The organism is Enterococcus sp. AZ197, from assembly GCF_050556405.1.
GTDB lineage: Bacteria > Bacillota > Bacilli > Lactobacillales > Enterococcaceae > Enterococcus > Enterococcus faecalis.
In genome coordinates this window covers 912,256-938,057 of sequence record NZ_CP187873.1, presented here as the reverse complement: position 1 = coordinate 938,057, position 25,802 = coordinate 912,256, and the positions used below count along the sequence as shown (strand labels likewise).

The window sequence follows — 25,802 nt, the reverse complement described above, 5'->3', positions numbered from 1 at the left end:
AACAAGTTCACTCATTTAAATCAATAATTTCATCTACAAATCGCAGAGTTTTAGGTCGATGAGTAACCAAAATAGTCAACTTATTGTGGGTAAATTTTTGTACTTCTTGTAACACTTTTTCTTCGGTCTTTTCGTCCAATGCAGAAGTCGCCTCATCTAAAATAAGGATCTCTGCTTGTGTAAATGCTAAGCGTGTGAAAGCAATCCGTTGTTTCTCGCCACCAGAAAAATTCATTCCTTTTTCACTCACAATAGTGTTTAAACCTTCCGGTAACCGTTCATAAAGTTCCCCCAACTGAAAACGATACATAGCTTCAATTACTTGTTCATCAGAAATTTCTTGATTCAATACAATATTTTCTTTCAACGTTCCTTGAAATATTGGCACATCTTGAGATAAATAAAAAACTTTTTCATAATAATCTTCCAAATTGAATTGTGTTAGAGGAAATTGATTCACATAAACTGTCCCCTCTGTCGGCTTCAATAATCCTAAAATCAATTTAATCAGGGTAGATTTACCTGTCCCACTTTTTCCAATCAAGCCATAGGTTTTATTCATTGAAAATTGTCGATTTTGTTGGGACATAATCGTTTGACTATCTACGCTAAAACACACATCTTTTAATGAAATTGTTTGAATTTCAGGTAACGCTTTGCCAGAAACCGCTAAGTCAGGATCATCTTCTTTTTTATAAAAATCTTCCAAGCGCTGATAGGCTACTTTATCCAAATTATATTGAACAAATAAAACATTAAATATGGCTATCGGCGTATAAATTCGATCGATATACATCACTATCGCTACAAGTCCACCTAAACTTAGCGTCACGACGTTAGTAAAACTAAGTACGACAATACTTACTTTGATTAGTGCTACTAACAAGGCAAAAAAGCCAAAGAAAAATTCATGGATCATAGTCATTTTTGTTATATTTTGACTATTTTCCTCTGCCATTAACGCGTAATTTTCAATCTCTTTTTTATATTTTCGATTAATTCTAAAAGTTACTAGTTCTGTCATCCCTCGTATCAAAGTAGCATTCATTGCTTCTTCAGAAATAAGTGTTTTTTCTTTCATTTTTTGTAGCGTTTTCAAAAGCATTTTGGTTAAAATAAATACAATCACATAACCAATTAGAATTGCTGGCAGTAATTTTTTATCAATCAATGCTATGAAAAACAAATTAAATAACGTCTCTGGAATTAGCTCTCGAAATAAGCGTCCATAAAAATTCAAGTGGATATTTCTCCCAGCTGCTGCACCAACTTCTACTTTTTGTAGTAAAGCTCCCGCTCCCAGTTTTAGATATTCTTCATAGGAAATCTTGCTCATTTTTATTAAACTTAATTTCTTCAAATAGAAATAGATGCCATTAGTTAAGTAAGCTTTCGGTTTCTGTTCACAGTAAGACAATAGCGGAATTAAAATAATTGTCGTTCCATACGCTACTAACAACCCTAGTTGGAAACTTTTTTGATAATGATCTAACAACTGTTGAAAAAAATAAATTGCTAAAGCACTACATAATGAAACAATCACACCAATCAAAATGTACCAAGTGAAGCTTTTCTGAAAGTGCGACCATATTTTTTTAGTCATTTACTCCCTCCTTTTCGAGCAGTACATACCTTACTGTAGCATAGTTTTTGATTGGCGCCTATCAGCAATTTATCTCCAGATAATAGAAAAGCCCCCCAGCGAAAGCTGGATGGCTTTTCTATTGTTAATTCTTTCTGATTTGTAGATAACTTACACCTAAAACGGCAAATGTACTTGCCAGTATTCCTGCTATTAACATAAACGGTGTTTTTGTTGTGCCTGTTTTGGGAAGTTCTCGTTGCCCGTTTGCTTCATTTAATTTTTGAATTGGTTCACTAAGCAGTTGGGGAGCCAACTGTGGGCTTCCTTCATTTTTCAATGTATTTAATGGAGCGTTTAGTATTTGTGGTTGATTTTTTGATGTAATAGTTTTATTTGTCTCCACAGTTGTTTCTGTGGATGGCTGTTTTTTCTCAGTTGTAGTAATTTCTTTTGTTGGTGAGACATGAACTTCTGGTTGGCTGCTTTCTGCCGTTTCTGTTGCGCCATTCTCTTCAGTTGTCACACTTGGTTTTTCAGGTATGATTGGCTCAATCGTGCCTAGTGTTTCACTTTCATCTAGATTTTCTTCTTCTGTTGGAGAGACATGAACTTCTGGTTGGCTGCTTTCTGCCGTTTCTGTTACGCCATTCTCTTCAGTTGTCACACTTGGTTTTTCAGGTATGATTGGTGAAATGGTACCTAACGTTTCACTTTCATCTGGATTTTCTTCTTCCGTTGGCGACACATGGACTTCTGGTTGGCTGCTTTCTGCCGTTTCCGTTGTGCCATTCTCTTCAGTTGTCACACTTGGTTTTTCAGGTAGGATTGGTTCAATTGTACCTAACGTTTCACTTTCATCTGGATTCTCTTCTTCTGTTGGAGAGACATGAACTTCTGGTTGGCTGCTTTCTGCAGTTTCCGTTGTGCCATTCTCTTCAGTTGTCACACTTGGTTTTTCAGGTATGATTGGCTCAATCGTGCCTAGTGTTTCACCTTCATCTGGATTTTCTTCTTCTGTTGGTGAAACATGAACTTCTGGTTGGCTGCTTTCTGCGGTTTCTGTTGTGTCTGTCTTTTCACTTGTTTCTGTTGCCTGTTCCGAAGTAGGTGTCTTTGGTTCCCATTCTTCTATTGTCTCTAAAGGAATGTCTAGACTTTCTTCTGTTGGCATTTCCACATTTTGATTGCCGCTTGCTTCGCCTTCTACAAAAACATTTTTAACCTGTGATGTATTTTTTTCATTCGTTGCGTCTTGATTGTTTAGTTGATAATTGATGTCATAACTATTTTCAAATGTTGCTTGATGTTGGCCTGCTTCTGTGATTGTCGAAGTGTAACGGACGATAAAGGAAGTAAAGCGTGCTTTATCCTGATAAAAACGTAAATTAAAGTCGTTATCTGTCACAAAGTCAATTTTGCCATAACCTTGTTGCTCAAACTCGGCAAGTGAAATATATTTAGTTTCTTTGTCATTCACAATATCAAATGTAAAACTCTCTTTATTTAATTGTTGACCACTTCCTTGTCGATCCGCAATTGAAATATCTTCTGTGACATCGGATTTATTGAGGTTCACATTTAAAAACCAACGTACTTGATTTGACTCTCCAGCCAAATCGCCTACTTTATAAAAAAACGGATAGTCTCGCTCAATTTGGCCAGTCTCTGTGTTAGTCACTCCTTCAATCGTCAAACGTTGAGTCGCCGTTGCTGTTCCGAAATCCGTTTCTATCACATTCGGTTGCGAACTATTGGTGATAAGCGTTTTAATCCCGAAAGAAAAATGCCCGTTCACATTATGTAAAGATTCAACTTTTTCGTTAAATGTTGCTACAACATGATCTTTATAGATAAAAACTTCCCCTAAACCATTTAAATTGATTTTTCGTGGTGAACCATCGTTCTCGGTCATTCCAACTAGTGCGTCTGGTAAAGTTAAAGTAATAGTATCGCCAGGTTTTATTTTCTGATTTTCTTTGTCACTAAAAGATACTTTAATTGAGGTCATCTCTCCTTGATATAAAGTAGTGTGATCTAATTCTACTTTGTCAACGATTGAACTTTTGCTCAATTCGGCGCCAAACGAAATTGGACCAATCAATAACGCCCCCGCAATTGGTAGAATCATTACCAACAGTAACACTAAAAATTTTACACTTTTTGTCATAAAAAATTATTCACCCTTCTTTTCTCTTATTTTTTCCACTTAGTGGTCTTTTTCAGAAGTTGACAATAGCAAAAAGATATGTCTCGCACAATATTAATGCTCATTTAAGTAGCCTTTTTTTAAATTTCTAATTCACTTCCTAAGGAAAACGTTTTATTATGGTAGTTACATTAGATAACATTTGTTACAAAATATCTAATGCTGCCAAGTTTGAGTTGCATAAATAACATATTTCACATCAATAATGAATAAAAATACTTATTTCATCCTCATTTTGTTTCCCAGGCCATTTATTCTTGTTATAATAAAGTTTATGAGATAAGGAGGAAAAGAATGAAAAATTCATATTTTGACGGTGGTTTAGCAACGTATATCGGGACTTCAATTTTAGCAACCTTGATTACTGTCTTTACATTAGGCATTTGCGCACCTTGGGGAATTTGTATGATGTACAACTGGAAAATCAAGCATACCGTTATTGATGGTAAACGCCTTTATTTTGACGGTACAGCTATGCAATTATTCGGTCATTGGATTAAATGGCTTTTATTAACTATAATTACTTTAGGAATTTATGGTTTTTGGTTGAATATCCGTTTGCAACAATGGATTACAAAACATACCCACACACTTTCATAAAAAGAGGAAGGATGAACTGAGTTACGGTCCCTCCTTCCTCTTTTTATGAATATCTAACAGAGTGTTATCCTACTCTTTGAAAAAACAAGGAATTTATGCTATACTTTGATAAGTATCAAGGGATACTTATGTTATTTCGGGGGCGTTACGGATTCGACAGGCATAGTTGAGCTTGAATTGCGTTTCGTAGGTTACGGCTACGTTAAAACGTTACAGTTAAATATAACTGCTAAAAACGAAAACAATTCTTTCGCTTTAGCTGCCTAAAAACCAGCTAGCGAAGATCCTCCCGGCATCGCCCATGTGCTCGGGTCAGGGTCCTAATCGAAGTGGGATACGCTAAATTTTTCCGTCTGTAAAATTTAGAAGAGCTTACCAGACTAGCAATACAGAATGCCTGTCACTCGGCACGCTGTAAAGCGAACCTTTAAATGAGTGTCTATGAACGTAGAGATTTAAGTGGCAATATGTTTGGACGCGGGTTCGACTCCCGCCGTCTCCATTTTTAGAAAAGTAGAGAAAAACAAAAAAGAGCTAAAACCTTTATTTTATAAGGTTTTAGCTCTTTTTTTCTATAAGCAAGAGAAGGCTCGTTACCTCCCCTTACACTTCCTATCACATTATCTTTCTAAAACCACTTCATTTTCTTTTTCTATTGGTGATTTTGGGTATTGCATAGAACATGGCTAAAAATATTATTGTTATCAAAAGAGTTTTTAAGATTTCAATTTCTCCTGAATCTATCCAAGTATACACAAAAGCGATGATAAAAGTAATTACTATTTCCGTAACATGATCTTTTAAATTCATTAGCTTAGCCCACATTGAACTGCCCATAAAGCTAGTTGTCCAGCTACAATAATAGCATTCGTCTTTAACCCATTGGCTTTAGCGAAGCGTAATACAGTCACTGCTAATTCTTTCCAGGCTTTCTTTTGTGCAGCTTTTACAATTGCGCTGATACTAATCATTGCAAAAAACTCATCTTTGATTTTGTTAGCAACGCAACTTCCTAATGCATTCCAATTAAAACGTGCTTGAACTACTGTTGAAGCATCAGAAATATTTACATTTAACTCTTCCTCAACTGAAGAAATCTCTTGCTGAGCAAAATTATTTTTGACATAGTTTTTAAAGTTATCTTCCGTCACTCCATTCGCATACATTTCTTCCAGTCCTTTTGCTACAGCCTCAACTTCTGAATCCTCTAGCTGGTCAGATGCATAAACACTTGTTCCAGCGCTGATAAAAATACCTAATGTCATTAGTAATGCCATCGCCAAACAAAAAAATTTAGCCTTTTTTGTCACCTGTAATTCCATAAATAAATCCCTACTTTCTTTTCCTTGTTATGATCATAACAAGGAAAAAGATAATTTATCATCAAAATCCCTATTTGATGCTTATATTTTCCTATATATCCTAGAGCTGATTTTTCTCACTAGTGATCACATCAATTTGAACTAATGATTCAAAAAAAGACACAGGTTATTTGAGGTACGTTCGAGGTAATGCTAGGTTCTATTTTGAAAACAACGCAGCTCTCTTGAAATATTTTTTGAGCTTGTCTAAACCTTCTGAAACGAATATAGAAAATAAAAAAAGAGTCCCCTTTCTCAAGGAAACTCTCAATTGCTAAGTCAAAATAACTTCACGTTATCTAAATCTTTTAAATCAATCCTATGGTTCGCGGAACAAAGGAGCTAAAAACTTAATAGAATAAATCGCACAAATTCCGACAATAATATAGATAATTTTTGCTAATGGTGTGGTTGCACCGCCACTAATTGTTGCAACTAAATCAAAATTAAATGCACCAACTAATAACCAGTTTAAACCTCCGACAATCAATAAAATTAAAGCAATAATATCCAGATATTTCATTTTTAACACTCCTTCCAAATTTGATAAGCCAAGAGTAACACGTTTATTCTTTATTTACGAAAATAATGATTCAGGAAAAAAACTTTTTTTCAATTATTTTCTCGAATCATTTTTTCATTATTAAGAATTTTATGATATAACTAAAGAGTAGACAAAAACAGATTCATTATCTCTGATAAGAAATGGTGGTTTATTATGCGTGCTAAGTTATTTTTAATTTTGCGGAATCGAGTGTTATCCCGTGTTGTCTTTGTCATTCTATTTTTACATGTGCTTTTTACCACAAATGATTTCACGGTGTTGCTACTCCTCTTACTATTGAATTATTTACTCACGCTTGAGGATAGCGCGAAAAAAAACAGAAAAATCCAAACTTGGCAGGAATTTAAACAGTCGATTGATTGGCCCTTTGTCGCTTTTTATTCAGGGCTTGCTCTTTTAGTTATTTCGTTAATACTTCTGTTTCTCTGGTTCAATTATGCACGATAAGGAGGATTAAAAATTGAAAAGCTATTTTTTTACTCTTTTTTTTAGTATGTTTAGCCTTTTCGTCATACTACTTTGGTTTTCTGGTCGTCTTTTTCCGCCGCTTGTACCAGATAATGAAGCCGCTAATAATTAACGCACAGGCAATTAAAAGTAATGTCCATAATAGTAAATTTTGTTGTTGTACCACTTTTTTCATCCCCGCTGCTGCTTTTTCTGGTTGATATGGGATACGATGTCCTCGAACTAATAACCGATGACTGTTTATCATATACGGTGTGCAAGTTAATAAAGTGACGAGATCTTGGCCAGACTCAATGTGTAAATCTTTTGTATCAGTTGGTTCAACGGTTTTTATTTGATCCACTTGATAAGCGAGCGTCTTCCCATTGACTTCGATATAAAATTCATCGCCTTTTTTTAATTCTGGCAAATCTGTAAATAATTTGGCTTGAGGGAGACCACGATGTCCTGAAATGACCGCATGTGTATTCGCACCACCTGTAGGATAGGAGGTTCCTTCTAACAAGGAGCTTCCTTTTTCCAATAGTAATGCATTCGTTTTATCAAAAATTGGTAAACGGACATTTATTTTTGGAATGGTTAAAACACCAATCGTATGACTTTCAAAATAGGATTTGTCTGGTTTTTTCGTTGTTTTTTGCGTTTCAGAAAAAGGATCTAATCCAGGATTGCTGCCTTTTTTCGCTAATTCTTGGTTTTTCTTTTCCATTTTTTCTTGAAGTTCAGCCATTTCTTTGGTGTTTTCTTGGCTTGCTTTTGCTTGATAATGAGCGATAATTTGTTGATCCAGATAGTTATTTAATGCATCGCTAACAAAAGGATACGCAAATGCACCTATTCCAATAATCAGTAAAAGAATCATAAAACCATCAATGATACGACGTTTCTTTTTTGACTTCATTGCTTCCTCCTTAAAAATAAAGCATGAGAGCCTGGGACAGTGATTGGCCCAGGCTCTTTGTTTTTCTAAAAATTTCTTCGGTGATGCTAGAAATTAAGCATTTTCTTTTCTACGTCTAGCAAAGTAGACTCCTGCAATAAGTAGCAAGACTGCGCCACTTCCTAAGTAAACGTAGATTCCTTTGCCACCTGTTGAAGGTAAGGTACCTTTGTGTTTGTTTGGTACTTTTTCTGGTGAAACTAGGTTTTCTGTTGTGCCATATGATTGTTCATTGACCACAAATTCAATCCGATTTGTTAACAAGACATAATCATCAGGAGCTACAGTTTCTTCTAAATAATAGGTACCGTATTTAAGCCCTGTGATATCAACTAATCCATCAGCCGTTGTTGTAAAAGTAGTTGCTTCAGCTTTTGTTTTCACCCAAGTTGCTGCTTTCGTTGTTTCATCGATTTTCAAATAATTTGCTGTGTCGCTGTTTTGATCACGGACGACAAAGGAAGCTCCCGCCAAGGCTTGTGTCGCTGTCACATCGCCATCGACTTTAATGAAACGTTTCCCACCTGTCACAACTTCAACAGTTGGTGGTGTTTGGTCGTCGGTATGGCCGTTATCAACATTCGCCTCATTTTTAAAGCCTTTCGTAGGATCTGCTTTTTCATTTAAATGCATAAAGTAAACGAATTTTAGTGTGCCGCCTGGTGTTAGCGTAGGAATATACGCTGGATTAACGGCGACAGTGAAGCCATTTGCTTGTTCAGTCACTTGATAATTTTCAGGAGCGATCATTGTATCCCCATCATATAACGCATAGGCATACTCTCCAGAAGTCACGTTATCAAAAGTTAAGGCTGCATCATGTTTATCAACTAAATTGAATTTGACGTATTTATTAGCGTCGCCTTCTTTGTCTGCAATCCCCAATGGAATATTTACAGAAATTTGATATTTAATTTTTTCGCCAATTGCCACATCTTTACCATCTAAGTTTGGTGTTGTTTTATCAACTTTAGAGGTATCATTTTTGACTGTTTTTTCAACAGGTGTTTGATTGTTTGCTTCAATTGTAAATGGTGTTTTTGTTTGATTTTCAATTAATTCTGCATTATTTGGAGCTTTTACTTCTTCTAAAATATACGAACCAACCTCAAGATTTTTAACTGTTAATTCTCCCGTTCCATTCTCTGCTTCTGTAAAATCATTTTCGCCAATTTCATAACTTTTCCCAGTAATAAAGCGTTTTGCTTGTTCTTTATCCGTTGTCCATGTATATAATCCATCTTTGACTCCTTGGATATATTTTACTGTGCCTGGTGAGCCTTCGCTTTTGGAAATAACAAATTCTGCACCATTTAATCCTTCATTTTCAGCAGTTCCTACTTTTTTCACATGTAAACTACCATCATTGGCTACCACATTTTTAGGATAAATATGAACAATCGCTAATTCTTCTGTTCCATATTTATAGGAACCATCTGCTTGCTTGATCATTTCGTAAACTGGGAACGCCACCACCATATTCGTAGCAGCAACTACACCCTCTTTTGGTTCTTCTTTAATGGTATACACTGCATCTTTACCATTTTGTTTTTTAGGTAACTGAACAGTGACATTCCCATTTGCATCGGTGGTTCCTTGAGCAACAGGTTTCCCAGGAGTTAAACTTTGGACAGCTTGTTTAGCTGCATCAACGCTTGCGCCTGCCGCTCGTTGCTCGTAAAATTCGTTCGTCACGTTATAAATACTAAACGTCACATCTGCCAGTCCTTGATATTTATCAAACTCGCTCATTTCTTTCCCGCTATTTTGAATAAGCGGATCTGGTAAATCCGTCATTTTCTTTTTGTGAATCACGAGCTGTGCGCTCTCCCCATTTTCTTCTGCAAATGCAGTTGTTGTCCCTAATACACTCGTGAAAAGTGGCAAAATTAGTAACAAGGTACTAACGGTGTACCAAACTTTTTTTAATTGCTTCATTTTCTCTCTCCTCTTTTTTGTTTTTGATAAAATAGCCAAATGACTACCATACCAATGATTAGCAGGCCTGCAATCGTCAACCAAATAGAACGTTCTTCATTTGTTTTTGGTAAGAAGCCTGACTCTTTTACTTTTTTATTGATTACATGTAACGGTGCTGTTCGTTGTCCGTTCGTTGCGTAAGAATTTTTTTCCACCGTAAAAGGAATTTCTGTTTGATTCAGAAGATAACCTTTTGGTGCAGAGATTTCTTCTAAGAAGTACTGGCCATCTTTTAAGCCTTTAACTGAAAATTCGCCGGCTTGATTAGATGTGATCTTTTTAGCTAATGCTTTTTCTTTTTGCCAACGATACCCGTTTGCTGTTTCATTGAGGTATTCCCCCGCTTGATTTTTGACGATAAAAACAGCCTCTGGCAAGGTGATTTTCGCATTTTCACTATCAACTTTGACAAAAGACTTGCCACCTGTACGAACTGTGGCTCTTTTAGTCAAGGTATGTTTGTCCGTGACTAATTGTCCTTCGTTGTTAATCGCAGTGTCAGGTTCAGCGGTCTTTTCTAAACGCATTTGATACGACACAGTCATTGTTTGATTTGCAAAGTTTTGCAAGTCTTTAATTGAAAAATCAAGCGTAAATCCATGCTTTTGCGTCGTCAGTGTGTAACCTGTAGTAACTGTTTTTCCAGCCACTTTTACCACAATTGATTCTGGTAAAAGTGTCAACGTTGTATCCGCCTTATCTGACAAACGGAATTCCTGATATCCTAAAATATTCGCTGGAATCTGAGTCGTTAACTGATAGTTAATGTGCTCTCCTTGATTAAAGCCTTGTTGCTTATCGAGTACCGTTTTTTCAAGTGGTGGTAAGTCATAGGCATTTTCTTCATTTTTTGGATATAAATGAATATGCGTTAACGATTGCCATTGTGGATCTTGAACAGGCAAAATCACTACTAGGTTGCTAGCTTTTTCCTTTACCACTTCCGGTGCTTCCGCTTCAACAAATAAATAGGCTTTATCTCGTTGCTGCGAATCTTTGCTAGCTAATGAAAAAGAAACCACTCCATCTTCTCCATTTATTGTCTGTGTTTTATCTTCTGCGATCGGTTTTCTATTCATTGCACCGGTTTCTGCTAATTGACGCTGTGCCTCTTGGACCGTTTTTCCTTCAGAACGAAGCTGATAAAACGGATCCGTCACATCATAGACTTGATAAATGACGTCATTTAAGCCCCGATAATTTTGAAGCAGCGTTCCCTCTTCCCCTGTGTTTTGCTGCTGTTCTGGTAATTGACCATCAGGGAACAATAATTTGTGCAACGTAACTTGAACGCTTGCTTGCGATGCCTCTGCTAATGCTTGCTGTGAAAACCCGAAAAGAGCGAGTAGCATGACGCAAATACTTAACCAACGTGCGTTTTTCATTGATTACACACTCCCTTCTGGTTGTCTAATAAAGAGATAAACACCCGCTATCACGAATGTACTAATCGCTATCAAGTAAAACCAAAAGCGTCCTATGCCACCAGTTTCAGGTAAAGGAACCTTTGCTTGGTTAGTAACATCTAAAGTAATTTGATTATTCTTCTCTCCAGAAATTAAAACATCTGCTACTTTTTCCCCATCTATCGTGACTGAACCATCTTCGCGAATTATTAATTCGATTGGTTCTTTTAACCCCTGATATCCTTCTGGCGTAAAGGTTTCTGTTAGGACATATTTCCCTGGTTTTAAGTTTTCAAAAACAAAAGTATCCGTTTCTTTGCCATCTTTTGGTAATTCAATATCCGTATCTGGTCCTGTTAAACGGAATTTCGCTCCTTTAAGTGGCGTCTGATTATCGGCTTTTTTATGAACCGTTAAGTCAAAAGGTTTCAAATGATTTTGATGTGTCAGTGTCCATTCTGGCGCATTTTCTTCAATATTTTTGCCTGCATAGTGAATTTCCCCATATTTATCAACAGTAAATTCATAATTTCCAGCAAGAGTGTCGTATCCTAATGGTCCTGATTGTTCCACCATTCGATACTCACCAGGTTCACTAATTTTAAAATAGCTCAATCCTGCAGTATCTGTTTTTTGAGTTGCCACAGTTTGGTAACTTCCTTGAGCATTTTTTCTTTGCAACGCAAAAGTCGCCTCTGCTAAGTTCACTTGTTTGCCGTTTTGCATGGTGTATTTTCTAATTCTGATTGGCAAAGAAGAAAATTTATTTTCAATTTCCAATGGAATAACTTGATTTGTGGTGGTCACTTCTTGTCCATCGATGCTTACTTTGCCTTGCTCACTCACCTCAATTTGCCAAGTCGTTTTCTTACCTAACTCATGTCCTGCAGGTGCTTTTACTTCAGTTAATGTATAGCGTTCCCCTTTTTGTAGGCGCACATCTTTTGGCAAGGAGTAGCTCCCATCTTTATTGTCCACTAATGTTGTCTGAACATTTTTACCACTCAATTCAAAGACGGCTCCCGCTAAGTTTTTCTCACCTGAGGAAGAATTTTTGATTACTTTTAAATCTAATGGCTTGAACTGCTTCGTGTTTTTCCAAGTAGTATCGTCGATTTTTTCTTGACTGTAACCAGGAACTGCTAATTCACGGGTTGTTTGGTAATTGAAAGCTTGTCCTTGATTATTGTATTGGGGAAGTCCAAGAACTTCTTGATAGCTTTCATCCGCGGTTTTGGAAAGTTGGGTTACATTTTTGCGCTCCCAACTATTGCTGGTATCATTTTCTGGTTTTGATAATTTAATATACCCAGTTTGCCAGTTGGCTGTGTCAGTTACTTGCTTTCTACTAATTTCATAAATCACATTATCTGGCCGACTTGTTGGGTCTTGATCATACTCTTCCCAGATTTTTTTCACGTTTAACTTCACGCCAGGTGCTTTTCCCGAAGGAACCCCAAAATCAACTTTTTCAGGGGCCGTGGCTAATGGCTGAAACGTTGTCTGACCATTCATTTGATACCAAAAATCAGGTTTGAAGTTTTCTGACTCTGTTTGAATACGTACTTGATAATGAATTTGAATTTCTTGCCCTTTACCCAAATAAATCTCATTACTATTAATTGTAGCGCCTGTTAGCGACACTTCTGGTAATGTTTGAACCTGAACAGGACCCACACTTTTCATTGATAATGTATTTGGCTCGTATTTAAAAGGTTCAGCAATTGGATCAACTACTTTTCCGTTTACAACCGTTCCTGAAATCTGAACGGCTTTTTTCGCTAAATAATCAGAAATGTCTGGTGCATAATCCGCGGATTCATAATAAAGGTCTCCATTTTCATCGGCTGACACCATCTCACGCATTTTATCTTCAACTTGTTGTTTAGATAAATTAGCTCGTGGATCGCTTTGCAATTGAATGCCCAATCCATGTATTTCAATCCCACGTTGTTTTAAGGCCATTGCCTCACCTATCGTGGCGATAAACGTACTGTTAATTCGTTTATTGATATTGTTTTGATCTGGCGCATTATAGCTACCAGAGATATAAGAAGTGCTACCTGGTTGATCTTGTCGATTCGTAAATTGTGTCCCGTAAAAGCGACCATCCGCCTCTGTTTGAACTCGACTCACTTTATAAGAGAAGGTTGGGACGCCATCCGTTAAAAGTACAATGACTTTCTTATGTCCATCTGGCGTTGCTAACATATCACCAGCATCTCTTAATGCTTTTTGAGTGAAAGTTCCTCCTCTAGTGCTACTTGGCGTAATATTTTTAATTGGATTTTTGACTGTATCAAACGGCCCCATTTGAATGGCGTTGTTATTATAACCGTCACTTGAGTAGCCAACATAGCCCATGTTGATGTTATTGGTAATACCGCTATCTGCCAATGTATCAACAAAACGGTTCACTCCTTTTTGAACTTCACCAATCCGATTGTTTTCATTCATACTTCCGGACCAGTCAACGACTAAGACCAAATCCAATGGCGTGATTTCTTTTTGAACATTTCCACGCACATTAAGATATACATCAAAAAGCCCTGGTGTTGTTGTTTCTCTAGCATATTTTCGGATGGCATAATCGGCTTGGTCTCCTGTACCGCCATACTCAATATAAGAATTTGTGCGATTAGTAGGGTCCCCATTCCAACTCGTTTGGCCATCCCATTGGGCACCACCATCTTTATTCCCTTGATGGTTTAACACATTTTGATTGCCTGTGGGCTGCCAATTAGCTGTCGGATAAGTCCCAGAATTATCCGTCGTGTATTGTGGTGCAATTAAAGGCAGTGCCAGATTCGCTCTCAAAGTAGCTGGCGCCATTCTTGCTTCTGCAAATGGATTGGTTACCTCTTCTGTTGCGGTCGGCTGTTCTGTTTTTTCTGGAGCCGAATCATTTTTGTTAGTTTCTTTCGTATTTTCTGGTACAGTTATTTTTTCTGGTTCAGTTGATTCTTTAGCAGAATCCTCTACTGTTATTTTTTCAGAAGTAACTGAAACATCATATTCGTTGTTTTCATACAATAACTTAGGTGGCTGAGCTGTTTGAAGCGAACTTTGCTCAACAGCTAACGAAAGCTGTACCGGCTTTTTTACTTGTGCGTCCAAAGTCAGATAAAGCGTACCATTAGTCACTTGGTAAGAATATCCGTCTTTTTCAATTACAGCAGTATCCATGAACTGTGCATTTTTCAATTGAATTTCTCGTTGTAATGGCTGCTCTGTTTGGTTGAGAAGATTTAACTCGATATTAATATTCGTTTTATCATTCTCATCTGTTATCATTTGAGCGGATGTAATTTCAACTTCTTTGGCTGTTTCTGCATAGCCAATGAGCGGTATGAAATAGGATGAGACAAGTAAAAAGACTACGCCGAAAACCCCAAATTTCTTTAGTAATTTAATGTCTGTTCTCTCCTTTCTTTTATGAATTAACAGTTAAATTAGAATTGCCTAGCACGTAAAATTTCATTATTCTAATCTGATAATTATTATACAGAGAAGGAGCTCATTAAATCACACCAGCTTTCATACCAAGCGGTTTCATTTCTGAAATTGCGTTATTGTTTCGATGATTGTTTCATTAAAGTAAAGGACTTGGGAGGAAACAATATGATTAGGTTTTTAGAAAAAAATTATCGGAAAATGGAAGAAATCATTCGTGTCTTATCCATTTCTGATAAATGGATGACTAAAAAAGAACTTGCAAAATATATTGGTAGTTCTGAGTCTACTTTTATTCGTTATATTGAGGAGATTAAACAGCGTTGGGGCGAAAGTTTAACCATTAAAACATCGCATAAATTAGGCTATCGTTTAGAAAACTTTAATGTGTCCTTATATTTAAACGTGCTGACGGATATGGCAAAAACGTCAACGACCACCCAATTGCTCCATGAGTTTATCCAAAATCCTGGCAAAACCATCGAATATTATTGCGATACCATCAATATTAGTCGCTCTTCTTTTGCTCGAAAATTGAAGCAGTGTAATCAGGTCTTGGAAACTTACTCTCTTCGCGTTATCGTTGATCAAGGCTATCAATTAACTAGCCAAACAGAAGAATTGCCTTTACGTATTTTTACAACCTTTTTCTTTTTAATGTATTATGGTCATTATGAATTGCCTTATCAATTAGATAAGCAGGAAATCAAACAATTAATGCGTCGTAATCAATGCCAATTAAATATTATTAGTATGGATAACAGTTATGAACACGATTTCTTTATTATGTATTTTATTGTTGATTTATTAAGAGAGCATCAAGGATTTCAACAACGTTTCCAGAAAAAAACAGATAAAAAGAGTCCGATTAAAATGGAAGATTATCTTTTACTCAGTCGTCATTTTACTGGGCTCAGCCGTGAAACCTATCGGGAAGTTCTCCGATATTTTCAAAGAGGCGCTTTTCAGCAATACTACTCCGAAGACCAAGAAGTCATCAGTCAAAGAATACGTGAAAATTTAAAATTTAATGCTTTTTCACAGATTGAACAATTAACAGAAGAAGTCGTCGACTTCGCTGTTCACTTGTTAACCTGTCTTTATTTGTTTTCTCAATTAGTGCCTTTTGACACCTCCGAATTGACACAAAGGGCCACCTTTTTCACTCGACAAATTCATTTTACTCAGCTTCACTTATATGCACGATTAAAAGCAGAATTGCATTTCTTTTCCGCTCTTTTAGAAACAAATCTATTAAACTATTCATCTTCTTATATTTTTTTGTTGCTTAATACTTTTCCAGAAATTAACCAGAGTTTCGACTCAAAAAAGATTTTGATTATTAGCGACATGGGCCTGAATCATAGTCAATATATTGGAAACTATGTCCACGATATTTTAGCTTTGCATCGGATTCGTTCAAATACGTTAGCAATTACGGAAGAACAATTAGGTGACCATCGACTCGAAGAATTTGACTTGATTATTACCAATCAACCAATTATTGAAACCAGTGTTCCAAGTATTTTAATTAATGATGCTATCTTATTTTCTAACAAAAGAGAATTGCTCGATTTATTAAACTTTTAACGTCTTAATGGTTTTCCCTATCTACCAAAAAGATAGCCCTTTTAGCAAGAACCGCGTAATGTGAGGTGCCATCATACAGAAGATATTTTTATTTTTCTGAAATAAAAAAGAAAATAGGACATAAGTCGAAATGACTTATGTCCTATTTTCACTCTTAAGATAATCAGCTAAACGAAACCAGCAAATTAAATTTCTGATTGATTCACTGGCCATCTTGTGTGACTTTTACTTGGCAAAATTAATGTAATGAAGATCACTAAAGTACCGATAAAAGGAAGTAAATAGAATAAAATCCACCAGTTACTGTGGTCGCGATCATGCAATCTTCTTGCTCGAACAGTAAAGTTTGCCAACCAAATTAAAGCAGTCAGCAAGAAAAAGATAATGGTCACAGTATTCCATTCTTTAATAATTGTTCCATCATTGGGTGTTACTTCAATATATCTGTAAACGCCCGTAATTGCTGAATAAATCCCTAACACCAAATAATTAATTAATTGTGGCCACCAATATTGTGCTCGTGTTGCTGACGCATTCATTGTTGTAATATTATTCCAGTATTCTCTATACGCGTTAAACATATTATCACCCCCGCATTAACTATTACAGAAGTCTTTCGTTTTGTCAAAGAATAACGTTATTTTAAGCTGTTTAATGACACGTCCATGTGCCTTCCTTAAACTCACACGAAGCGGACTCTTCAGAAGAAGGAGTTAATGAAACTAACAGTTGCTGTTGTTTTTCTTCTGCGAGAATTTTTTGAATAGTTTGGCTGATTTGCTGTTTCGGTACTGCACCATTAATTAAATATTTTTGATTAATGATTAGTGCGGGAACTCCTTGTAGACCATAAGCAGAAGCTAGCGCGAAATCTTCTTGAACCGCCGTCCAAACAGCCTCGGAAGCAACAGCTTCTTTCCATAAAGCAAAATCAATCGTTGTCTCTTTTACTAGCTCCTCAATTACTTCTGGCTCTTCAATATTTAAACTTCTCATAAATAAACCTTCTTGTAACTTATCAAACAGTAACCAATAGGTGTCTTGGTTGCCAATGTATCCAGCTGCTTTTGCTGCTAATAATGCATTCTTTGATGTTGGAAAATCAAATCGTTGCTTCCTCATCCCTTCAATATTAAAACGATGCTTTGAATCGTTTTGATTGGCATGCACCCAATGCGTCAAAACTTCTTCTTTTACTGCTGCTCGTGAGCCAAACATTGTTTCAAAATCGTTTGCTGACCATCCCAACGCAAACGACCGATGAATCAATTCAATTTCAGGAAATTCTTGTTGAATCTCATGCATGCGGTCAGACATTGGAAAACAAAAACTACAAATAACATCATGGAAAAATTCTATTTTCATCCTTACCCTCCAGTAACTCTTTTTTCAAAACAGATTGAACTAAATTTACCATTTTACTTACTAAAAGTAAACAAATGGAGCCAATTAAAAGAAAAAGGTGAAACAAAATGCGCTATGGCTTTTGTTTCACCTGTTCTATCTACTTATTCTGATGTGTCCATTCCATTACCCGCTCACCATTCGTATCTAATTCACCATTAAATACAAAACCAAGTTGTTGATACAACCGAATTGCTGAGCTGTTCGTATCATAAACACTCAAGTATAGCTTGTTTGTTTGGTATTTTTCTATTAGCATTAACATTAAAAGTCGACAGGCTGCTTTCCCATAACCTTGTCCTTGGAACCGTTGATCAATTAAAAAGCGGTCTAGCCAAACGCGCCCATCTTGCCAACGTCCATACATGGCATAGCCGATTAATTGATTGCCGTCATAAATACCTGCCGATTCCCATTCTGGAAATTGGTCCGATTCTTTTAGATTTTCTGCCATTGATTCAATGAAGGTTTGTTGTTCAGCGAAAACTTGTAGGTTTTCCACTGCTTTACGATTATCGCTTGTTACTTTTTCAAAATGTATTTCCATTGTTTTCACCTAATTAGTTGTTATTTTCAGCATACTTGTATTCTTTCTTGCTTCTTATTTTAACATACTTATTTCCCTTTGCTTTCTCTAACTCTCTGTGATTATACGTTTCTCTTTTTTATGGGAAATCTTCCCTATAAATGGAGACTCTTTTCAAGAGATTTCTTTTTACACTACCCGTTTCAAATGATATAAATGATATATAGAGTGTTTTAACTATGTGCAACATGATTAAAAGTTAACTGTTGGGGAGCAGTTAACTTTTTCTTTTTAACCACAAAAGAGAGGATCCGCTGTGAGAAATAACTGCAGTGGATGCTCCCTTTTGTATATTATTTATTTACTAGCCGATAGTTGAAAGCTTTCCCGTTACTCAGTAGTATCGATTTTGTCTTCTTGACTATCTAAAGAACGGTCAACTTTTTCGTCGTAACTTTCCATGGAATTTTCATTTTTATGTTTCTGCTTATCGACCGTTTTATCGACTTTTTCTTTCTGTCGATCAATTGTTTTTTCCATCTCTTTGCCAGCCGAGGTACAACCACTCAGTAAAAGGAAACTTGTGAATAAAAATGCTGACAAGATAACTGTTTTTCCGATTTTTGTTTTCATAAACTCACCTCTCGTTTAATTTAAAAAAACGTCCCGATAAAACATTGTTCCCTTGATTATTTACTCACAATTAGCGAACGACTAAGACATTGCACAAAGCATGGTTAACCACATAATCTGTAGTAGAACCAATCAAGGTTCGTTGAATAGCACCTCTTCCCGTGGCACCTAGCACAATTAAATCTATGGCATAATTTTCAGAAATCGTGTTGGCAAGATAACGTTTTGGGCTCCCAAGTTCAACAATTTTTTTGACTGTTTTTACACCAATTTCACTCGCTTGTTTTGCCTTTCCAGTGAGCATCTCTTCTGACTTGTGTTTTTCTAAATCATACAATTCTTCAAAAGAAAATGGACTCGTCGTAAATTCAGCATCATTAATAATTGTAGCTAAATAAAGAGTGGCTTGTTCCTCTTTGGCAATCCTGACAGCTTCATGAAAAGCTTTTTCAGATTGATCTGAGCCATCAAGAGCAACCAAAATATGTTGATATACTGACATTTTATCCGCCTCCTTAACCAAATTAAGAATCAAAACTAACACAACAGCTGTGTTACATTTTAGTGGCTATCTGTTGTAATTTTTCCACGGTTAATGCTTGATAATTTGTTTCTTCAAGTAGTCCCGTTTGAATTTCAACAGAAACATCTTCCGTACATGTTTCTAAAAACATTGTGGCATAATCAAACTGTTGCTCTAAGAATGTTTCATACTCCAGTCGACAACGTAAAAATTCTTTCGCGGTATCTGAAACATGTAAACACATGCGGCGCTTATTCGCTTTCTTGGTTATCACAAAATAGGTTCCTTCTAAAATCGTGGTAATCTCTTCAATAATATACGCTGCATCTTTTACCATTCCGTCAATCCAGTCCTTTATTTGTTTTCAGTGTCGTTGCCTTTTTCTTTGTCGTCACTTAACAGCTCTTTAATTTTTTCACGATTATCGTATAACTTTTTTCCTACGCCCACTAAGGCGCCGCCTGCCAATAACTTTGTTAAAAAACCGCCATTTGCGTTTGTTTTTTTGCCATGGTGTCCTTTTAAATGATGTCCCATCCTAGCCACCTCCATAATTTTTATTTCTATTACCTATGAACATTATCTCATATGTTTTCACAAAACGCACGTATAACAATAGTTTTTTAATCAAGGCTCGACCACTTTGTAAACTCATGACTTTTAATATGCCGAATCTCTTCAAATAAAATATGTGTATGTCCAACTTTTGCATACTCCATTGAACTCATCCCTTCAAAAACACCAACAATTGGCGGTTGAACACGGCCATAATCATCCAATGTATTCAATTGGATTTCTAAAACCTGGTTATTTTTTAAAGACTGCTCTAAGTATTCTTCAATTTCTTCTGTTGTCTGTTGCGGTAAGCGTTCAAACGCTCTCTTAGAATATTCGTCAGAAGCTTCGATTCCTTCTTGTAACTCCCCCAATGCAAAAGCGGTCGCCCATTTCAGTTCAAAGGGCCGATCATGGTACTCATTATAAGGTGTAAATTCTTTTTTTGTTCGTTTCATGATGTTATCCTCCTAAACCGACATTTCCTCCAGCATGTCCACCGACTAATCCTGAACGATGAATTGCCGTCGCGCCTTCCAACAAAGAAGAGGCGTGGATTAAAGCTTGAAAGCCAAATTTTTGTCGGATTTTATCAATCAGATAGTTTAACTCCATTTCACTAATTTGCTCTTCTGGTTCCGAAAATAAATCTAATTGTAAAGATTCATTCCAAACTAATTTCCCATAAGAAAGCCCTAATTGCCGGACATCGGTTCCCGCTAGATAATGTTCTCTAAAAAGGGCTAATACATAGGTAATCAAAACTTTTGTATTGTTTGTTGCAGGAATCGTTTGTTGTTTTCGCCAACCAGTTCGTCCTTCACGGTCAATTTGGCCTTTGGAATAACCAACGTAGACTGTGATACATTCCGTTTGACAATGCGCTTTTCTTAAACGAGCAGCCACTTGTTCTGTCAGTTCCTTTAAGACTAGTTCAATCTGATCTCTTCGCGCATAATCTCTCGGTAAAATCTGACTATTTCCAAATGATTTTTCAGCTTTATGTTGCGCTTTTTTCCCTAAAAAGGTACGATCAATCCCCCATGAATGAGCATACAATTGAAGCCCCATCACGCCAAATGTTTCTTGTAAAAGATGCGGATTCGCTTGCGCTAACTCATATACAGAATCAATTCCTAAACGATTCAGTCGTTTAGCCATTCTGCGACCAATCCCACAAAAATCTGTCAAAGAAGGCAACTGCCAGACAGTATCTGGTACACGATCATACCGCCATTCTGCAATAAAATCTGGCGAATGTTTGGCGCCATTGTCCAACGCCAATTTAGCCAGTAACGGATTGTCCCCTATCCCAACGGTCACATAAATACCCACATGATTATAAACGACTCTTTGGATAATCCGAGCCATTTTATAGGCAGTTTCACAATGAAAATAACTTAAAGAAGCCGTTACATCAAGAAATGATTCATCTACACTAAACACAGAGTGATCTTCATCTGCGACAAACTTTTTATATAAATTATTAATTTCTTGATTTTTTTTCATGTACAAATTCATTCGTGGCGGAACCACATATAAATCAGGATGAGCGGGCACTTGATTTTTACGCGTAACATTTGAAACACCTAAAACTTTTTTTGCCATTGGCGATGCTGATAAAACTAATCCCCCCGCATTTTCGGCATTACTCATCACTACTAACATCGTTTTCAACGGATCTAACCCACGTTCTGCGCATTCTACACTAGCGTAAAAACTTTTGCAATCAATACAAAGAATATCGCGACTAGGTTCTTTTTCATAATCAAATTTCACAAACATCACCTCACTTGCAAAACCATTATACGAACAAACGTTCGATTAATCAAGCGAACACTGTTTATTTTTTTGTTTTTTTCAAGAACGGTCGGTGATCAAAAAAAATAAGTATTCGGAATTTTTATATTCCAAATACTTATTTTTTCTTTTACATCTTATTTCGATTTAAAAATAACGATAAAAAGCCCGTTCCTAACAGAATTGCTGCTGAAACATAATAAGGGAAAAAGTGATTGATATCAAATAAAGCTCCTGCTGCCATTGGTCCTAAAATATTACCAAAACTTGTAAATGTCGAATTTAATCCGTTGATGGTTCCTTGTTGATCTCCAGCATGTTTGGATAAATAAGTAGTTACTGCTGGTCTAAACAAGTCAAACGCTAAAAAGACAATAAACGTTGAAAATACAACAACTAAATTATTTTTTGTAAAGGCAATCACGGCAATAAAAATGGCACTTGCAAAAAAGGTTAATTGGATTAAACCCATTTCACCTATTTTTTGGACGATTGCATCAAAGAAAAACAACTGACAAATCAACGCTAAAATACCACTAACCGTAATCACGATTGCTATTTCACTTGTGGTAAAGCCAAAATTAATAGTCGCCATAATACTATAAATAGATTCGAACGCTTGCAGGCCAAAAGAGGAAATTAAGATAATCACAAATAATGAGGTAAACATTGGATTTCTTAAAATATCCATAAATGAACCTTTTTTCGCTTCAACAGCGGCTAAAATTCGTTTCTCTGGCTCCTTCAAAACAGTTAATGTCAAAATAAAACCAATAAACGCTAAAAATGCGGCCGCAAAAAATGGAGCGCGAATACCTAAATAAGCAATAAAACCACCAACTCCTGGTCCGATAATAAAACCACCACTAATTGCAGCTGACACAAGCCCCATCGCTTTCGGACGTTCAGAAATCGTGGTCATATCTGCCACAAAGGCTGTCACTGACGGCATTAATAACGCGGCGGCAATCCCACCTAAACCACGAGAAATATAAAAACCGCTTTTCGCTTGGGCTAAACCAAATAATAACTCAGAAATTGAAAAAACCAACATGCCCGTCGCAATCATTTTTTTCCGACCAATTTTATCCGAAAGGACACCTGCGATTGGCGATGTGATTAATTGGGCAATCGCAAAAATAGAAATCATCATTCCCATTGTGGTACCAGAAAAATGCATTTCTTCTTTTAATTGGGGAATTACGGGAATGACTAGGCCTACGCCTAGAAAAACAAGAAATAAGTTAGAAATTGCTAAGTACATCATACTATTTTTTTTCGTCATAATTTGCCTCCTCCATAAAAAAACAGCCATCAAAAATGGCTATTTCTGTTTCTTTGTATGTACTTTCTTTGACAGTGTTTCGGCTGAAACACTCGTTGAGTCATTGAGATACATTTTACACTAATTCGCTGAAAATTTCACTAGTTTTTACTTATTTTTTTAAAGGAAATTGTTATTTTTTAAAGACATAACTTAAGTATCCAAGTATTTAATGAATCGCTTTTGTTTTTTATCAGAAACATAGCCAATGTGTTCATAAAATTGATGTGCTGCTGTACGCTGTTCCCCTGAATTTAAGCGAATCGCAGACAAGTTATACTTTTTAGCTTCCGTTTCTAGTTTCGTCATTAATTGTTTGCCAATTCCACGGCCTTCTGCTTCTTTTGCCACTGCTAACCCCAGAACGTTCAATAACGTTTGGGAATAAATTGTTTCATACAGTTGCGCATGCACATAGCCTAAAATCTTGCCTGTCTTCGTTTCTTCATAAACATATAAAAACTCTCTGTCACTGGCTAGTAGTAATTTCTCAATCTGTTTACAGGTCACGTCAACGGGAACTTCATAGCCCAATTGTTCTTTATTAATGATAGTTAACGCCGCTGCATCTGTTGGCTTCATTTTTCTAATCAAGGGTAACACCCTCCTTTACATTCTTACTTAAATAATAACGAAAGCGTAATATCCGCAAAATCATTTAATTCTGAATCATTGTATTGCTCTAACAAAACTGTTTCGCCTCGATACTCTTTTAAAGCTAGTTGTATCAGCGAATGATAATTAGTAGGAAAATGTACTAGGCCCCATTCCCCGCCAGCCCTTTTTGATAAAATTTTATTCTCTTGCTTAAACGCCATTACTCTACACAGATTTAAAATAACGTACATAGGTTGTTGAACAATTTCTTTTTTTGCCTCTTTCACATCAGCTACAATGCTTTCAAAATATTTCTTTTGATCTATCCAGCCAAAAACGGAATCAATCGGTTTTCCTACGAGTACTTTTCCATATAATTTTGTAATCATAAGATGTGCCACTAGATCCTCATCGTATCCCATCATATCTTCAATATATTTATTTTTATTAGTCAGATATCTGGAACGATGTATCGGAGAAAAATGTAAATCGAAGGGAATCGGATAACTCAAATTTATTGTATCTTTTAATTGTAGCACATGGAATTCTATCCCTTTTTTTGGTGCCCACTTATCTAAAATATTAATTGTATAATCTAATAATTGTTTCTTCTCATCAATAGTAAGCTTTTCATAAACCACAATCAGTACATCCAAATCACTTACTGAATGACAATAGGTTCCAAAAGCATAAGAACCATGAAGATATATTCCAACTAAATTTTCTTTTATTATTTTCATATATCCATTTTCCATTTGAGCTAATAATTGATGAACCACGATTATTCCTCCATTATTGATTGACAATTGCTATAGTTTTTTCGATAAATAAAGAACTAACGCATCATCATTAACACACCGATCGTTTGGTTTCAGCTGCTTATTTTGAAACCAAACTCCTGAACCATCTGGCACATATCCTTGTTTGATATATAATCTTTGCGCTGCACCATAACCAGGATGCAGGCCTACTCCCAAGGAAACAGTATCTGCATAACTTTTGGCAACATTTTCTGCACGATTTAATAATAACCGCCCCACTCCTTGTTTTTGAAATGGCAAGAATACATTGAAATCAGCTATTTCAGGATATAAATTTTTAAAAGGTCCTTCCTTAGCTAATGGCAGTAACGTCACATAACCTAACAGCGTTGCCTTTTTCTCCGCTACAAAAACCGTTCGTTGCTTGACTAATTGTTCTTCTAAATAGTTCATTAAAATCTCTTGGCGACTTGGCCAACCTTGTTGGACAAATTGAGTATCCAGCGCTAAGATATCTTTCTCTTGCATTTCTCTAATAACCACTAGCTCAGACATCAGCATTTCCTCCCGAAAAGCGTTTTCATTTTATACAACGAAGCGAATAATTCTTCGCTCCCTTATTCATTTTCAAAAACCATCGAGTTGATGATATTTGGGCAAAACAGCAACACATGTTTCTTCTGAATTAACAGCAATAACGAACCCTTGCCATAAGGACCACGTCACCGCTTCACCTAATTTCTCTTTCACTCGTTGAATCATTTCAGCTTGCGTTAAGTCTCGTGCAGGAAAATGTTGAACTTTATCGTTACTGATTAAAAAAATAAATGATTCTGAAAAAGCTGTCATGACTTCAGGTGGTAAATTTTTTAATCGTTCTTGGTAATCCATTGAAATCACTCCTTCTTTTTTATCATACCACAACATCCATTTCTCTAAAAAGCGCAGCACTTACTACTGAATATCTGCTAAAATTTGCCTGATAATCTGCTTTTCAGACAGTTGTTCAGATAACCGCTGTTCTCCCGGAAACCCTAAATAATCTTCTGGTAGCCACCAACGTTTCATTTCCACGACACCAAATTCTTGATTCTTGTTTCTCTGGCTATGTCTTTTCAGCGTTTCTTCAAAAGAAATATCAAAATAATAAACCTGAACGTTTCCTTCAAAGAGATGATTCATTTCCTGAAAAAAGGAATGATAAATGGCTTTTTGAAAAATCCCTTCAACAATCACATACTGGCATTCTTGATACCCAAAAGCTACCAACTGTTTTAACAAAGCAATACTTAGATTACCTGTTTCATCTTTAACACGAAGCATTTCTCTGCGCACCACATCTTGAGAAATCAATAACGATTGTTCTTTAAGACACTGATGAAGCGCTTTAGCTATCGTTGTTTTACCACTACCAGAATTACCACGTAAAATAATTAATTTCGGTTGCATCTGTTTCCCTCCATTTTCTTGATTGTTGAAAACCAGCAGAAAAGAGCAAAAAACTTGGAAAAAACTCTCCAAGTTT

Annotated in this window: 27 protein-coding genes and 1 other RNA gene; 4 read left to right on the top strand and 24 right to left on the bottom strand. The window is 36.2% G+C overall.

Annotation, left to right across the window (positions count from 1 at the left end; all coding sequences use genetic code 11):
• Window positions 1-7: 7 nt before the first annotated feature.
• Together IGK82_RS04650 and ace are read right to left on the bottom strand one after the other, a co-directional pair.
• On the bottom strand, window positions 8-1,603 hold the full coding sequence (locus IGK82_RS04650) for an ATP-binding cassette domain-containing protein (RefSeq protein ID WP_010709326.1): 1,596 nt from the start codon (window positions 1,601-1,603) through the stop codon (window positions 8-10).
• 124 nt (window positions 1,604-1,727) lie between these two features.
• Window positions 1,728-3,752, bottom strand: coding sequence for a collagen-binding MSCRAMM adhesin Ace (ace, locus tag IGK82_RS04645; RefSeq protein ID WP_123836432.1), 2,025 nt, complete (start codon window positions 3,750-3,752; stop codon window positions 1,728-1,730).
• A gap of 333 nt (window positions 3,753-4,085) precedes the next feature.
• On the opposite strand from ace, the gene IGK82_RS04640 reads away from it, so the two are divergent.
• Together IGK82_RS04640 and ssrA are read left to right on the top strand one after the other, a co-directional pair.
• On the top strand, window positions 4,086-4,391 hold the full coding sequence (locus IGK82_RS04640; RefSeq protein WP_002360604.1) for a DUF898 family protein: 306 nt from the start codon (window positions 4,086-4,088) through the stop codon (window positions 4,389-4,391).
• A gap of 138 nt (window positions 4,392-4,529) precedes the next feature.
• Window positions 4,530-4,896: a transfer-messenger RNA gene (gene ssrA / locus IGK82_RS04635) on the top strand.
• A 134-nt stretch (window positions 4,897-5,030) separates the two neighbouring features.
• Here ssrA and IGK82_RS04630 read toward each other — a convergent pair.
• From IGK82_RS04630 to IGK82_RS04620, 3 genes are all read right to left on the bottom strand, one after another.
• Window positions 5,031-5,216 carry a hypothetical protein gene (locus IGK82_RS04630; RefSeq protein ID WP_002384733.1) on the bottom strand — a complete coding sequence of 62 codons (186 nt, stop codon included), beginning with the start codon at window positions 5,214-5,216 and terminating at the stop codon, window positions 5,031-5,033.
• A complete protein-coding gene (entV, locus tag IGK82_RS04625) occupies window positions 5,201-5,713 on the bottom strand; it encodes an enterococcin EntV (RefSeq protein WP_002358120.1) in 513 nt (170 codons plus the stop codon). Before entV ends, IGK82_RS04630 begins: the two co-directional genes overlap by 16 nt.
• 358 nt (window positions 5,714-6,071) lie before the next feature.
• Window positions 6,072-6,275 (bottom strand): DUF378 domain-containing protein, encoded by a 204-nt coding sequence (locus IGK82_RS04620; protein WP_002381996.1) that lies wholly within the window; start codon window positions 6,273-6,275, stop codon window positions 6,072-6,074.
• Between the two features lie 195 nt (window positions 6,276-6,470).
• Between IGK82_RS04620 and IGK82_RS04615 the strand changes: the two genes are divergently transcribed.
• A complete protein-coding gene (locus IGK82_RS04615; protein ID WP_002358125.1) occupies window positions 6,471-6,764 on the top strand; it encodes a hypothetical protein in 294 nt (97 codons plus the stop codon).
• Window positions 6,765-6,831: 67 nt separating this feature from the next.
• Here the strand turns inward: IGK82_RS04615 and srtC are convergent, their stop codons facing one another.
• The 4 genes from srtC to ebpA all read right to left on the bottom strand — a co-directional run bounded on the left by srtC (window position 6,832) and on the right by ebpA (window position 14,558).
• A complete protein-coding gene (srtC, locus tag IGK82_RS04610) occupies window positions 6,832-7,686 on the bottom strand; it encodes an Ebp pilus assembly class C sortase (RefSeq protein WP_002369656.1) in 855 nt (284 codons plus the stop codon).
• A gap of 93 nt (window positions 7,687-7,779) precedes the next feature.
• Window positions 7,780-9,663 (bottom strand): endocarditis and biofilm-associated pilus major subunit EbpC, encoded by a 1,884-nt coding sequence (ebpC, locus tag IGK82_RS04605; protein ID WP_016622131.1) that lies wholly within the window; start codon window positions 9,661-9,663, stop codon window positions 7,780-7,782.
• Window positions 9,660-11,090, bottom strand: coding sequence for an endocarditis and biofilm-associated pilus minor subunit EbpB (ebpB, locus tag IGK82_RS04600; protein WP_250652922.1), 1,431 nt, complete (start codon window positions 11,088-11,090; stop codon window positions 9,660-9,662). Before ebpB ends, ebpC begins: the two co-directional genes overlap by 4 nt.
• A gap of 3 nt (window positions 11,091-11,093) precedes the next feature.
• A complete protein-coding gene (gene ebpA / locus IGK82_RS04595; RefSeq protein ID WP_430605169.1) occupies window positions 11,094-14,558 on the bottom strand; it encodes an endocarditis and biofilm-associated pilus tip protein EbpA in 3,465 nt (1,154 codons plus the stop codon).
• Between the two features lie 174 nt (window positions 14,559-14,732).
• Between ebpA and IGK82_RS04590 the strand changes: the two genes are divergently transcribed.
• Window positions 14,733-16,154, top strand: coding sequence for a helix-turn-helix domain-containing protein (locus tag IGK82_RS04590; protein ID WP_016622134.1), 1,422 nt, complete (start codon window positions 14,733-14,735; stop codon window positions 16,152-16,154).
• A 185-nt stretch (window positions 16,155-16,339) separates the two neighbouring features.
• Here the strand turns inward: IGK82_RS04590 and IGK82_RS04585 are convergent, their stop codons facing one another.
• The 15 genes from IGK82_RS04585 to IGK82_RS04515 form a co-directional block, all read right to left on the bottom strand.
• Window positions 16,340-16,735 (bottom strand): DUF805 domain-containing protein, encoded by a 396-nt coding sequence (locus IGK82_RS04585; RefSeq protein ID WP_002358131.1) that lies wholly within the window; start codon window positions 16,733-16,735, stop codon window positions 16,340-16,342.
• A gap of 70 nt (window positions 16,736-16,805) precedes the next feature.
• Complete coding sequence (locus IGK82_RS04580; RefSeq protein WP_002410340.1) at window positions 16,806-17,519, bottom strand: DsbA family oxidoreductase; 714 nt, start codon at window positions 17,517-17,519, stop codon at window positions 16,806-16,808.
• Window positions 17,520-17,658: 139 nt separating this feature from the next.
• Window positions 17,659-18,105, bottom strand: coding sequence for a GNAT family N-acetyltransferase (locus IGK82_RS04575; protein ID WP_002396414.1), 447 nt, complete (start codon window positions 18,103-18,105; stop codon window positions 17,659-17,661).
• A gap of 369 nt (window positions 18,106-18,474) precedes the next feature.
• The gene (locus IGK82_RS04570) at window positions 18,475-18,717 is read right to left on the bottom strand and encodes a hypothetical protein (RefSeq protein WP_010709291.1); all 243 of its coding nucleotides are present in this window, start codon (window positions 18,715-18,717) and stop codon (window positions 18,475-18,477) included.
• A gap of 70 nt (window positions 18,718-18,787) precedes the next feature.
• A complete protein-coding gene (locus IGK82_RS04565; protein ID WP_010706572.1) occupies window positions 18,788-19,219 on the bottom strand; it encodes a universal stress protein in 432 nt (143 codons plus the stop codon).
• 52 nt (window positions 19,220-19,271) lie between these two features.
• On the bottom strand, window positions 19,272-19,577 hold the full coding sequence (locus IGK82_RS04560) for a hypothetical protein (protein WP_002358136.1): 306 nt from the start codon (window positions 19,575-19,577) through the stop codon (window positions 19,272-19,274).
• Between the two features lie 17 nt (window positions 19,578-19,594).
• Window positions 19,595-19,792, bottom strand: a complete 198-nt coding sequence (locus tag IGK82_RS04555; protein WP_002363671.1) for a hypothetical protein — start codon at window positions 19,790-19,792, stop codon at window positions 19,595-19,597.
• Window positions 19,793-19,863: 71 nt separating this feature from the next.
• Window positions 19,864-20,253: a hypothetical protein gene (locus IGK82_RS04550; RefSeq protein WP_002407077.1), complete on the bottom strand. Its 390-nt coding sequence runs from the start codon at window positions 20,251-20,253 to the stop codon at window positions 19,864-19,866.
• A gap of 4 nt (window positions 20,254-20,257) precedes the next feature.
• Window positions 20,258-21,580 carry a Y-family DNA polymerase gene (locus IGK82_RS04545; protein ID WP_002382081.1) on the bottom strand — a complete coding sequence of 441 codons (1,323 nt, stop codon included), beginning with the start codon at window positions 21,578-21,580 and terminating at the stop codon, window positions 20,258-20,260.
• Between the two features lie 145 nt (window positions 21,581-21,725).
• A complete protein-coding gene (emeA, locus tag IGK82_RS04540) occupies window positions 21,726-22,880 on the bottom strand; it encodes a multidrug efflux MFS transporter EmeA (protein ID WP_010709290.1) in 1,155 nt (384 codons plus the stop codon).
• 192 nt (window positions 22,881-23,072) lie between these two features.
• A complete protein-coding gene (locus tag IGK82_RS04535; protein ID WP_002378167.1) occupies window positions 23,073-23,513 on the bottom strand; it encodes a GNAT family N-acetyltransferase in 441 nt (146 codons plus the stop codon).
• Window positions 23,514-23,536: 23 nt separating this feature from the next.
• A complete protein-coding gene (locus IGK82_RS04530) occupies window positions 23,537-24,295 on the bottom strand; it encodes an aminoglycoside adenylyltransferase domain-containing protein (protein WP_002386017.1) in 759 nt (252 codons plus the stop codon).
• A gap of 30 nt (window positions 24,296-24,325) precedes the next feature.
• Window positions 24,326-24,838 (bottom strand): GNAT family N-acetyltransferase, encoded by a 513-nt coding sequence (locus tag IGK82_RS04525; protein WP_002386019.1) that lies wholly within the window; start codon window positions 24,836-24,838, stop codon window positions 24,326-24,328.
• 66 nt (window positions 24,839-24,904) lie between these two features.
• Window positions 24,905-25,204 (bottom strand): hypothetical protein, encoded by a 300-nt coding sequence (locus IGK82_RS04520; RefSeq protein ID WP_016622136.1) that lies wholly within the window; start codon window positions 25,202-25,204, stop codon window positions 24,905-24,907.
• 27 nt (window positions 25,205-25,231) lie between these two features.
• A complete protein-coding gene (locus tag IGK82_RS04515; RefSeq protein WP_016622137.1) occupies window positions 25,232-25,798 on the bottom strand; it encodes a kinase in 567 nt (188 codons plus the stop codon).
• Window positions 25,799-25,802: the final 4 nt, after the last annotated feature.

Bases quoted from the DNA above. Each gene is read 5' to 3' on its own strand.
- IGK82_RS04590 (WP_016622134.1), top strand. From the start codon at position 14,733: ATGATTAGGTTTTTAGAAAAAAATTATCGGAAAATGGAAGAAATCATT.
- IGK82_RS04575 (WP_002396414.1), bottom strand. From the start codon at position 18,105: ATGGAAATACATTTTGAAAAAGTAACAAGCGATAATCGTAAAGCAGTG.
- ebpC (WP_016622131.1), bottom strand. From the start codon at position 9,663: ATGAAGCAATTAAAAAAAGTTTGGTACACCGTTAGTACCTTGTTACTA.
- IGK82_RS04650 (WP_010709326.1), bottom strand. From the start codon at position 1,603: ATGACTAAAAAAATATGGTCGCACTTTCAGAAAAGCTTCACTTGGTAC.
- IGK82_RS04555 (WP_002363671.1), bottom strand. From the start codon at position 19,792: ATGGAGGTGGCTAGGATGGGACATCATTTAAAAGGACACCATGGCAAA.
- emeA (WP_010709290.1), bottom strand. From the start codon at position 22,880: ATGACGAAAAAAAATAGTATGATGTACTTAGCAATTTCTAACTTATTT.
- srtC (WP_002369656.1), bottom strand. From the start codon at position 7,686: ATGAAGTCAAAAAAGAAACGTCGTATCATTGATGGTTTTATGATTCTT.
- ebpB (WP_250652922.1), bottom strand. From the start codon at position 11,090: ATGAAAAACGCACGTTGGTTAAGTATTTGCGTCATGCTACTCGCTCTT.
- IGK82_RS04550 (WP_002407077.1), bottom strand. From the start codon at position 20,253: ATGAAACGAACAAAAAAAGAATTTACACCTTATAATGAGTACCATGAT.
- entV (WP_002358120.1), bottom strand. From the start codon at position 5,713: ATGGAATTACAGGTGACAAAAAAGGCTAAATTTTTTTGTTTGGCGATG.
- IGK82_RS04525 (WP_002386019.1), bottom strand. From the start codon at position 24,838: ATGCTGATGTCTGAGCTAGTGGTTATTAGAGAAATGCAAGAGAAAGAT.
- IGK82_RS04545 (WP_002382081.1), bottom strand. From the start codon at position 21,580: ATGTTTGTGAAATTTGATTATGAAAAAGAACCTAGTCGCGATATTCTT.
- IGK82_RS04615 (WP_002358125.1), top strand. From the start codon at position 6,471: ATGCGTGCTAAGTTATTTTTAATTTTGCGGAATCGAGTGTTATCCCGT.
- IGK82_RS04570 (WP_010709291.1), bottom strand. From the start codon at position 18,717: ATGAAAACAAAAATCGGAAAAACAGTTATCTTGTCAGCATTTTTATTC.
- ace (WP_123836432.1), bottom strand. From the start codon at position 3,752: ATGACAAAAAGTGTAAAATTTTTAGTGTTACTGTTGGTAATGATTCTA.
- IGK82_RS04630 (WP_002384733.1), bottom strand. From the start codon at position 5,216: ATGTGGGCTAAGCTAATGAATTTAAAAGATCATGTTACGGAAATAGTA.
- IGK82_RS04620 (WP_002381996.1), bottom strand. From the start codon at position 6,275: ATGAAATATCTGGATATTATTGCTTTAATTTTATTGATTGTCGGAGGT.
- IGK82_RS04585 (WP_002358131.1), bottom strand. From the start codon at position 16,735: ATGTTTAACGCGTATAGAGAATACTGGAATAATATTACAACAATGAAT.
- IGK82_RS04520 (WP_016622136.1), bottom strand. From the start codon at position 25,204: ATGTTGTGGTATGATAAAAAAGAAGGAGTGATTTCAATGGATTACCAA.
- IGK82_RS04640 (WP_002360604.1), top strand. From the start codon at position 4,086: ATGAAAAATTCATATTTTGACGGTGGTTTAGCAACGTATATCGGGACT.
- IGK82_RS04565 (WP_010706572.1), bottom strand. From the start codon at position 19,219: ATGTCAGTATATCAACATATTTTGGTTGCTCTTGATGGCTCAGATCAA.
- IGK82_RS04560 (WP_002358136.1), bottom strand. From the start codon at position 19,577: ATGGTAAAAGATGCAGCGTATATTATTGAAGAGATTACCACGATTTTA.
- IGK82_RS04580 (WP_002410340.1), bottom strand. From the start codon at position 17,519: ATGAAAATAGAATTTTTCCATGATGTTATTTGTAGTTTTTGTTTTCCA.